Genomic DNA, 9,286 nt, shown 5'->3' on the forward strand with positions numbered 1-9,286 from the left:
GATAATCCGCGCCCCATGTCCCAAGCCACGCCCCTGCCAGAAACCGACGACGCCCTGCGCGTCGAGGACTATTTCCGCGACGGCACCGTCCCCGAGGAGGCGCTGCTGTGGTGGCAGCTGGAGCGCCAGGACGCGCTGCTGGCGGCCCAGCGGGCGCTGTTCGGCGGGCCCGCGCCGCTGGTGCGGCTGCGCGTGTGGGTGTTCTTCGAGCTGATGGCGCTGCGCGAGTCGCGCCTCACGCGCGAGGCGCTGAACCAGGCCTTCCACGTGCTGCGCGACGAGGCGCTGGACAGCGTGCTGAAGCGCCTGCGCGATGCCGACTTGCTGGCCTGGGACGCCACGGCCCAGACCTACGCCGTCACGCCGCTGGCCCAGCAACTCGTGGGCCTGCTGCAGCCGCTGACGCAGGAGCAGTCGCCCGACGGCGACCTGGCCTCGCTGCTGGCCGGCGTGGCCGGCGCGCACCAGCTGGGCACGCTGCAGCCGGCCCAGCTGCAGCATCTGTTGGCGCAACTGTCCCGCCTGTACGACGAGTTTGCCGACGCCATCGCCAGCGGCAGCGAGTTCGCGCTGCGCCGTGCGCGCACCCGCTTCGAGAAGGCGCTGACGCTGGTGGACCGCGCCGGCGAGGCGCTGGGCGCCATCATTGCGCAGGCCGAGTCGGCCGGCGAGGCGCGGCTGGAGCGGCTCGCCCGTGAGCTGGGCCTGGCCCAGGCGCGGCTGCTGGCGATGGCCAGCCAGTTCAACCGCGCGCTGCAGCAGGCCGACCGCCAGCGCGTGACGCTGGGCTCCACCGGCATCACGACGACCGACGTGCGCCGCTGGCTGCAGAGCCAGGGCGACCTGGCGGCGCTGCTGAACGGCGCGTGGGAGCGGCCCGTGCATCCGGTGCTGGTGGCGCAGCGTGACCTCATCGACACCGCCGAGGCCGAGTTCGAGCGTGACCGCCCGAAGCCCGCGGAGACCGCCGCGCTGCCGCAGGGCCAGGCCGCGCCGACGGGTGAGCTGGCCGTCATGCAGCTGCCGCCCGACATGGACCAGATGCAGGCGCTGCTGGCCGCCTGGTCCGCCGAACCCATCGAGCGCGACCTGACGCCAGCCATCCTCGGCGGCAGCTACGCCCGCGCCGCCTACCGCGCCCAGCTGCTGCCGCTGCTGGGCGACGCGCAGGCCCGCCACCTGAAGGGCGCCACCGGCGACATGGCCCGCCAGCCGTGGTCGGTGCGCTGGTCCGCCGAACAAGGCCCCGTGGACGACGAGTTCGTCAAATGGATGAGCCGCGGCGTCCTCACCCCTGATTCAACTGCGACATGAGCCCTCTCGACGACTCCCAGCAACTCGCCGCGCAACTGCTGGCCCGCCGCTGGCTGCCGCGCAGCCACCCGCTCGTGAAGCGCGCGCTGATCGACACCGAGCTGTGGAACCAGCTCGGCACGCGCCTGGCCGGCGTCGGCCTGCAGCTGGTGGACAACGTGCACGCCGACCACATCTCGGTGGCGCTGATGCGCCCGGCCGAGAGCGCCGTGTTCGGCGAGACGGGCCTGGCCGCCAACAACAACCTCGACATCCCGCGCGACGGCGTGGCGCTGCTGGTGGTGCTGTGGAGCCTCATCGTGCTGCCCAAGCGCCAGCGCCAGGTGGCCCGCAGCGATGCCATCCACGCCGGCCAGGGCGAGTTCTTCGCCACTGACAAGCCCATGCCGCAGGCCGCCAGCGTCGCGCCGCTGATCAGCTACCGCAGCCTGCTGGCCGACTTCGGCGACCAGCTCGGCAAGAAGCTGCGGCTGGACACCAACCTCAAGCTGCTGGAGCGCCACGGCTTCGTCACGCGCCGTGGCGAGGACATCGCCGAAGGCCCGCTGCTGGACCTGCTGATCGACTACGACCTGCTGGCGCCGCGCATCCTCGACGGCGCGCTGGGCGACGTGCTGGCCCGCGCCGGCCATCCCGTCTCGCGTCCCGAAGAAGCCGAACAACAAGACATTGACGACTGATGTTCCACCTGCAATCGCTTGAACTGCTGCACTGGGACTACTGCCAGCGCGTCACGCTGCCGCTGGACGGCGCCATCATCACCATCGCCGGCCCCAACGGCTCGGGCAAGACCACGCTGCTGGACGCGATGCGCACGTTGCTGGGGCTGGAGTGCTCCGGCGGCCGCACGTACAAGACCTACGCCCGCCACGCCAACGCCGAGACGGCCTGGCTGCGCGCGCTGGTGGACAACCGCCCGCGCTCGCGCCAGAACAGCAGCCGGCCGTTCGCCAGCTCGCTGCTGTATGCCGACCAGGTGACGCTGGCCTGCCGCATCGAGCGCCACGGCGGCGACTGGGTGCGCCGCTACGTCATCCTCGACGGCGTGCACGAGATCGAGCAGCTCGTCGAGAAGGGCGACCGTGACTGGCTGGGCATCGAGGCGTGGAAGAAGCGCCTGGAGGCCGCCGGCCTCACGCGCGCCATCGGCCGCGTGCTGGCGCTGGAGCAGGGCCAGACCGACCGGCTCTGCGAGCTGAGCCCGAAGGAACTGCTGCGCCTCGTCTTCGAGGTGTTCGGCGACCAGGAGGTGCTGGACCGCTACGAGCAGGCGCGCAGCCACCAGCAGCACCTGGGCAAGGAAGTGGAGCAGGCCGGCGCCGAGCTGGCCCACACGCAGGCCCAGCTCAGCGACCTGGCCAACCGCGTCAACAGCCATCGCCAGTACCAGCTCAAGGTCCAGGAGCGCGAGCGCCTGGCGACAGAAGTGCTGCCCGTGCTGCGCTGGAGCGAGGCCCGCGAGCGCATCACCCGCGATGCGCGCGAGCTGCACCGCCAGCGGCTGTTTGCGTCCGGCGACGTGAAGGCGCTCAGCGACAAGCGCGCGGCGCTGCACAGCCTGTTCACCGCGCAGGAAGCCGCCAAGGAGCGGCTGAAGGCGCTGGACGGCGAACGCCGCGAGGCCCGCGCCGCGTTCGACTCGGCCCGTGAAGCCGAGCGCCCCGCCGAGGCGCTGGTCAAGCGCGAGGACGAGCTGAAGGCGCTGGCCGACGTGGAGGCCGACGCCGCCGCGCTGACGGCCAGGATGCAGGAGCTGGCCACCGAGCGCGACCGCCTGCGCGCCGACTACACGCGCGCCAGCGACAAGGCCGCCAAGGCGCAAACCGCGCTGGGCGAACTCAGCGGCAAGCGCCTGCCCCCGCCGCCGCCCGAGGTCGCGCCGATGAAGCGCGCGCTGGACGACGCCGGCATCGCCCACTACCTTGTCGCCGACAGCATCGACATCGCCGACGAAACCTGGCGCGCCGCCGCCGAAGGCCTGCTGCGCCCGTCGCGCTGGGTCGTCGTGCTGAAGCACCGCAGCGACGAAGGCCGCGCCTTCGACATCGCGGCCAAGCAGCGCTACCGCCACTACGTCGTGTCCGACACCTCGGCCGTGGGCCAGGCGCCGGCCGGCTCGCTGCTGGCCGCGCTGAACGTCAGCGCGCCGCTGCCGACCTGGCTGGTGCGCCAGCTGGGCGCCATCCGCTGCGTCACGTCCACGGAAGAGGGCGCCAAGACCAGCGGCGAGTGGATCACCGCCGACGCCTACTACCGCGACGGCCGAGGCGGCCGCAGCGTGTTCGTCGAGCCGCGCGACCACCAGTTCGGCGCCTCGGCGGTCGACTCGCGCCGCGCCGCGCTGGAAGCCGAGCTGGCTCGCTGGGACGGCGAGCTGAGCCGCATCGCCAAGGCGCAGGCCGAGGTGGAGCGCCAGTTCAAGGACGTGCAGCGCGCGGCCGTGGGCCACAAGGCGGCGCAGGAGCTCTCCGAGCGCGCCGATGAGTTCGCCGAAGCCCGCGTGCGCCTGCCGGTGCTGCGCCAGGCCCGCGCCGAGGCCGCCTCGCGCATGAGCGCGCTGGACAGCGAGCATGAGCGCGTCGTGCGCGAGTCCACGCGCAGCGAGCAGGCCTATGAAGGCGCGCAGATCGCGCTGAAAGATGGCGAGGGCTCCGCGGCCAGCCGGCTGCGCGAGCACGAGGCGAAGCGCGAGGCGCTGCGCAAGGCGTCGCAGGAGTCGCGCAAGCAGAAAGCCCAGTTCCCGAAGGCCTGGGTCACGCCCGCGGCGCTGGCTGCCGTGCGCGACGAGTTCGAGAACGCCCGCCAGGCCGAGATCCGCGCCCACCATGTGGACCAGGAGTTGCAGACCGGCCACTGGGAGGTGGACGCCAGCGTCGTCGAGCGCCACGCGCGCATGGCCGCGCAGGTGCACGAGCAGGACACCCAGCTCAGCGACCGCCGCGCCAGCAACGAGCTGGCCCGCATCGCCGCCTTCAACGCCCGCGAGCGCTACATCGACGTGATGCGCGCCACCATCCGCCGCTACAAGAAGAACGTCGCCGAGCTGGGCGAGCTGGCCGGCGTGACCGCCGAGGCCGTGCCGCCGCACCTGGACAACGACGACACGGTGCTGGCCCAGGCCGGCCTGCACGTGAAGTTCAACTTCGACGGCAAGGGCGAGGTGGGCCTGAACGACGGCGAGGCCTCCGGCGGCCAGCAGGTGCTGAAAAGCCTGATCCTGCTCGTGGGCCTGATGAAGGACGACGAGACGCCCGGCGGCTTCGTGTTCATCGACGAGCCCTTCGCCCACCTGGACGTGCGCAACATCCAGCTCGTCGGCCACTTCCTGCGCAGCACGCGCGCGCAGTACCTGCTGACGACGCCCATCACGCACAACGTCGAGGTCTTCGAGCCCAGCGAGATCACGCTGGTGACCAGCAAGAAGCCGCGCGGCGAACGCTGGGCGCCGCCCATTGCGGTGCTGGCGCGCCGGCCCGAAGTCTCGGCCTATGACTGACTGGGACCGCCCGTCGCCGTTCACGCTGGCGCTCGCGCCCGCGGCGGAACACATCGACGGGCTGGGCCATACCAACAACGCCGTCTACGTGCAGTGGTGCGAGCAGGCGGGCTGGGCACACTCCGAGGCGCTGGGCCTCACGCTTGACGACTACCGCCGGCTGGACCGCGCGATGGCCATCCGCGAGGGGCACTACGACTACCTGCTGCCGTCGTTCGCAGGCGAGGCGCTGGTGCTGGGCACCTGGCTGACGGCAAGCGACGGCAAGCTGACGATGGAGCGTTGCTTCCAGCTGCGCCGGGCCGGCGACGGCGTGACGCTGCTGCGCGGGCGCTGGGCGCTGGTCTGCATCGAGATCAGCAGCGGCCGCCCCCGGCGCATGCCGGCGGAGTTCCTGTCCATCTACGAGGCCGCCGTCGTGGCCTGAGGCGCTCCGTGGGCTGCCGCCTCAGATGAAATCGATTGAAGATTTCACAGCACGATCAGTTTTAGCAATTTGGAGGTGGACGGCACCCGGGGTGCTCACCGCACACTGGCGCGGTGAATGCAATCCATGCCATCTGCCGTTGCCGCATCGCGTGGCGGGCCCGCTTCGCTGCGGCCCTGGCGCTGCTGGCCTGTGCCGCGGCGCAGGCCGGCCGGCCGCTGGTGACCGAGGACGCGGCGGTGTTGGGCGACGGGGAGTGCACGGTCGAGACCTTCTGGGGGCGCTTTGGCGCGGACGAGGCCCCCACCGCGCGCGTGCTGTCGTCGCAGTTCGGCTGCGACGTGGGCCACCGGACGCAGCTGTCCATCGCCGCGGTGCGCCTGCGCGCCGTTGACGGCCACGGCGATGCGCTCACCGCGGCCGGCAAGACCTTGTTCGCCGGCGGGCAGGGCGCGGTTGCGGAATGGAGCCTCGCCTACGGTGCCGTGGCCCGGCGCACAAGCGGCCTGCGGATGGAGATGGACCAGCTCTACGCGACGCTGGTCTCCACGGTGGCGCTGGGCCGCGCCACGTCCGCCCACCTCAACGTCGGCTGGACCGGCGGCCGCCACCCGCGTGACGACAGCACGCGCTGGGCGGTGGCCGTCGAGACGGCCGTCAGCGACGACCTGCACCTGGTGGCCGAGACGTTCGCGGACGACCGCAACCCGGCCCCCTGGCTGCAGGCCGGCTTCTGGGTCGCGCTCAACCCGCGGCTGTCGCTCAACGGCAGCTATGGCCTCAAGACCGGCAGCGGCGCCGCACGCGCCGTGACGCTGGGCCTCACAGCCAGCTTCTGACCCGCCGCCGGCGCTGCGGCTGGGTTTATATGGTTTGTATATGAATCGTATATAGTCCCGGCATGGGAATCGTCAAAATCTCCGATCCACTGCATGAGAGCCTGCGCGTTGCCAGCCAGGCCTTGTCGCGCTCCATCAACGCCCAGGCCGAGCACTGGATGCGCATCGGCCTGCTGGCTGAACTGCACCCGCAGCTCAACCACAGCGAGCTGTGCCAGCTGCTGATCCGCGCCGAGCAGGAAGGCGGGCTGGACCTGGCCCGCGTCGCCGGCTGGGTTCAGCCCGCCAAGGTCAAGGGAGCCCGCGCATGAAGAGCCTCAAGTTGCGCAGCCCCGAGGAAATCGCCAAGGCCCGCACGGCCGGCCACCTCATCGCCGAGGTGCTGGCCATGCTCAAGCCCCACGTCGTGCCGGGCGTGTCGACCGAGGAGCTGGATGCCCTCTGCCACGACTACATCGTCGACACGCTGAAGTGCATCCCGTCCAACGTCGGCTACCACGGCTTCCCGAAGACGGCCTGCATCTCGCCCAACCACGTCGTCTGCCACGGCATCCCGAGCAAGGACAAGAAGCTCAAGAAGGGCGACATCGTCAACGTGGACGTCACGCTGACCAAGGACGGCTGGTTCGGCGACAGCAGCCGCATGTTCATCGTCGGCGAGGCCAATGTGCTGGCGCGCCGGCTGGTGATGACCACCTACGAAGCGCTGCGCGCCGGCATCCGCCAGGTGCGCCCCGGCGCGACGCTGGGCGATGTGGGCCACGCCATCCAGAAGGTGGCGCATGCGGCCGGTTTCAGCGTCGTGCGCGAGTACGGTGGGCATGGCATTGGCGACGTCTATCACGACGAACCGCATGTCAACCACTTCGGCCGGCCGGGCGAAGGCCTGAAGCTGCAGGAGGGCATGATCTTCACGATCGAGCCCATGATCAACGCTGGCGGCGCCGCCATCCGCGAACTGAACGACGGCTGGACGGTGGTGACGCGCGACCACTCGCTGTCGGCGCAGTGGGAGCACATGGTGGCTGTCACCAAGGACGGCTTCGAGATCCTGACGCCGTGGCCGGATGGGCTGGGCGAGTACCCGGCCATCGACTGATTCAGCGCGCGCGCAGGCGCGGCAGCGGTTGGTAGATCTCGGCGATCCGTGGGATGAAGCGCTGCGGGTTGGCGCCCACCAGATTGGTCAGCACCACCACGGCCAAGCCCTGGTCGGCATAGACGATGAACGCCGCCCGGGCGCCGCCGATGCCGGCGACCTGCAGATCCGGCGCGGCCTTCAACACGGGCCAGCCGGCGGCCCAGTCGCCATCGGCGCCGCTGTTCAGCTTCTCCGGTGCCCACATCTGCTGAAGACGCGGCTTGCCGATCAGGCGACCGGTGGACAGCGCCGCCAGCCAGCGCGCGACATCGCTCGCCGTCGTCAGGATGCCGCCACCGGCCCAGAGGCTGTAGGGCATGTCATAGAACCAATGCGTCAGGCGGTTCGCATCGTCCCGCGCCAGCGTGCCGCGCGGGAGGTAGCTGTACATCGTGGCGGCGTCGGGCGTCAGGTCGTAGCTGTCGCCGAAGGTCGAGGAGGCCATGCCGGCCGCGGCGAATTGCCGCGTGGCGATGTATCGCTCATAGGGCTGGTTCGTCTGCCTGGCGATGATCTGCGCCAGCAGGCCGTAGTTGGTCTGGTTGTACGCAAAGCGCTCGCCGGCGGGCGCTTCGACCGGCAAGGCTTTCACCGCCTTCCAGGCATCCGCCTCGTTGGCGCCACCGATCAGGCCCGACGGGCCGTTGATGTCCGGCAGCCCCGACGTGTGGGCCAGCAACTGGCGCACGCGCACGCCGCGCCAGGCCTCGGGCAGATCGTCCAGATAGCGAGACACCGGCGCCTCCAGATCCACGATCCCGGCCTCGGCCAACTGCATCATCGCGACGCCGGTGAAGGCCTTGGTCGCGGAGTTGATCGGGAACCGCGTGGTGGGCTTGGCCGCCACGCGGTTCTCGACGTTGGCCAGGCCGTAGGCCTCGGACAGCACGATGCGCCCGTCCCGCACGACGGCGATCTGCAGCGCGGGGATGCGCTGTTCCTTCATCGTCTGCTGGATCTGCTGCCTGGCCTGCCGGTTGGCCTCCGCCAGGCTGCTGGCCGGCGCGGCCAGGACAGGCAGCGACAGCAGGGCCGCCGCGAATACGGTGATGACGTGACGCATGGATCGCTGTCGGGCGAGATTGCCGCGGGTTCGGGAGGCGGCAGTCTATGGACCGTGGCGTTCGCACCATGGGCGCGCGCGACGAATCGCCGGAAATTGGGTGCGATCTGCTGCGCTGGCTGAGCGGCCCAGTCGTCTGGCGGTTCAGCGTTCTCGCTCAGCGGACGGCGAAGCCGCCCGCCGCAGCAAATGGTTAAGTGCCATGGTTGCCAATAGTGCGCTCCATGCCCGGTACAACGACCCCGAGGTAAACGCCAAGATCCTCTGCTGCACTTGCAGCGTGACCGCGCACAAACTCGTGCTCATCGAGTAGTGCAGCGGTGATAACGGGCAGCACCGCCACCGTGTTCAGAGCGCGGCAAGTACGGGCGATGTGGCCGAAGCCAAGAACCGCATTTCCGCGGACATTGAAATGTGGATGCTTGGCAAGGCCGAGGCAGATTTCCTCTGCCCACTTGCGATCACAGTCGTTCGCATTCATTCCGACGATGATTGGGACATACAGCAGTTAATTAGGGTCGGCCCGTGCAACCACTGCTTCAACATCTGCTTCGGTCCAACCGGATACGAATGGCCCCATGACACTCAACGTGCGAGCTCAGCGGATGGCGAAGACGTCCGCTGCGGAGAATGGTTAGGCATTGCCTCTGGATTGATGGTTTGCCGATTCATTGGAATTCTTCCAGACTGCCGCCACAACTGCGGCAGTTCTTTGAACGAAATGAGTCAATGACAGCAAAGAAAGAGCTTCCTATCGGCGGAGCCACGGGAGAGCCACAACTCCTGCAAGCCGGAAGACGCATTAGCCAGCTCCAAAATAGAACGTTCGCGAAGAACGGAACAACGAATGTCTCGTTCCAGTAAATGGCCAGCAGGCCCCACGCGAGACCAGTAGCCAGGAACGCAGCAAAGTAGCCGCGGTACTTTGCTGACCCTGTCCCAGGTTTCCGTACCGTTCGGTAACAGAATGGACCGGCATGAAGAGGCCCAGGAAGGGGCCAGGAGT

Annotated in this window: 9 protein-coding genes; 7 read left to right on the forward strand and 2 right to left on the reverse strand. The window is 69.6% G+C overall.

Annotation, left to right across the window (positions count from 1 at the left end):
- Window positions 1-15 precede the first annotated feature (15 nt).
- The 7 genes from AC1Q7O_RS24220 to map all read left to right on the forward strand — a co-directional run bounded on the left by AC1Q7O_RS24220 (window position 16) and on the right by map (window position 7,175).
- Entirely contained in the window at window positions 16-1,314 is a 1,299-nt protein-coding gene (locus AC1Q7O_RS24220) for a hypothetical protein (protein WP_492661417.1), read from the forward strand.
- Window positions 1,311-1,994 carry a hypothetical protein gene (locus AC1Q7O_RS24225; protein ID WP_492661416.1) on the forward strand — a complete coding sequence of 228 codons (684 nt, stop codon included), beginning with the start codon at window positions 1,311-1,313 and terminating at the stop codon, window positions 1,992-1,994. Before AC1Q7O_RS24220 ends, AC1Q7O_RS24225 begins: the two co-directional genes overlap by 4 nt.
- A complete protein-coding gene (locus AC1Q7O_RS24230) occupies window positions 1,994-4,810 on the forward strand; it encodes an ATP-binding protein (protein WP_492661415.1) in 2,817 nt (938 codons plus the stop codon). Before AC1Q7O_RS24225 ends, AC1Q7O_RS24230 begins: the two co-directional genes overlap by 1 nt.
- On the forward strand, window positions 4,803-5,237 hold the full coding sequence (locus AC1Q7O_RS24235; RefSeq protein WP_492661414.1) for an acyl-CoA thioesterase: 435 nt from the start codon (window positions 4,803-4,805) through the stop codon (window positions 5,235-5,237). The genes AC1Q7O_RS24230 and AC1Q7O_RS24235 overlap by 8 nt, the downstream gene beginning before the upstream one ends.
- Window positions 5,238-5,350: 113 nt before the next feature.
- Window positions 5,351-6,076 (forward strand): PA4824 family protein, encoded by a 726-nt coding sequence (locus AC1Q7O_RS24240; RefSeq protein ID WP_492661413.1) that lies wholly within the window; start codon window positions 5,351-5,353, stop codon window positions 6,074-6,076.
- A gap of 62 nt (window positions 6,077-6,138) precedes the next feature.
- A complete protein-coding gene (locus AC1Q7O_RS24245; RefSeq protein WP_492661412.1) occupies window positions 6,139-6,387 on the forward strand; it encodes a ParD-like family protein in 249 nt (82 codons plus the stop codon).
- Window positions 6,384-7,175 (forward strand): type I methionyl aminopeptidase, encoded by a 792-nt coding sequence (gene map, locus AC1Q7O_RS24250; RefSeq protein WP_492661411.1) that lies wholly within the window; start codon window positions 6,384-6,386, stop codon window positions 7,173-7,175. The genes AC1Q7O_RS24245 and map overlap by 4 nt, the downstream gene beginning before the upstream one ends.
- Window position 7,176: 1 nt before the next feature.
- On the opposite strand, the gene AC1Q7O_RS24255 is transcribed toward map, so the two are convergent.
- A complete protein-coding gene (locus tag AC1Q7O_RS24255) occupies window positions 7,177-8,280 on the reverse strand; it encodes a serine hydrolase domain-containing protein (RefSeq protein ID WP_492661410.1) in 1,104 nt (367 codons plus the stop codon).
- Window positions 8,281-8,473: 193 nt separating this feature from the next.
- Window positions 8,474-8,761 carry a hypothetical protein gene (locus AC1Q7O_RS24260; RefSeq protein WP_492661409.1) on the reverse strand — a complete coding sequence of 96 codons (288 nt, stop codon included), beginning with the start codon at window positions 8,759-8,761 and terminating at the stop codon, window positions 8,474-8,476.
- Window positions 8,762-9,286 lie beyond the last annotated feature (525 nt).

It is taken from the genome of Roseateles sp. GW823-FHT07B05, from assembly GCF_058794515.1.

What these genes read in the sequence shown, in the direction of transcription:
- AC1Q7O_RS24220 (WP_492661417.1), top strand. Translation starts at nt 16, where the DNA reads ATGTCCCAAGCCACGCCCCTGCCAGAAACCGACGACGCCCTGCGCGTC.
- AC1Q7O_RS24225 (WP_492661416.1), top strand. Translation starts at nt 1,311, where the DNA reads ATGAGCCCTCTCGACGACTCCCAGCAACTCGCCGCGCAACTGCTGGCC.
- AC1Q7O_RS24230 (WP_492661415.1), top strand. Translation starts at nt 1,994, where the DNA reads ATGTTCCACCTGCAATCGCTTGAACTGCTGCACTGGGACTACTGCCAG.
- AC1Q7O_RS24235 (WP_492661414.1), top strand. Translation starts at nt 4,803, where the DNA reads ATGACTGACTGGGACCGCCCGTCGCCGTTCACGCTGGCGCTCGCGCCC.
- AC1Q7O_RS24245 (WP_492661412.1), top strand. Translation starts at nt 6,139, where the DNA reads ATGGGAATCGTCAAAATCTCCGATCCACTGCATGAGAGCCTGCGCGTT.
- map (WP_492661411.1), top strand. Translation starts at nt 6,384, where the DNA reads ATGAAGAGCCTCAAGTTGCGCAGCCCCGAGGAAATCGCCAAGGCCCGC.
- AC1Q7O_RS24255 (WP_492661410.1), bottom strand. Translation starts at nt 8,280, where the DNA reads ATGCGTCACGTCATCACCGTATTCGCGGCGGCCCTGCTGTCGCTGCCT.
- AC1Q7O_RS24260 (WP_492661409.1), bottom strand. Translation starts at nt 8,761, where the DNA reads ATGAATGCGAACGACTGTGATCGCAAGTGGGCAGAGGAAATCTGCCTC.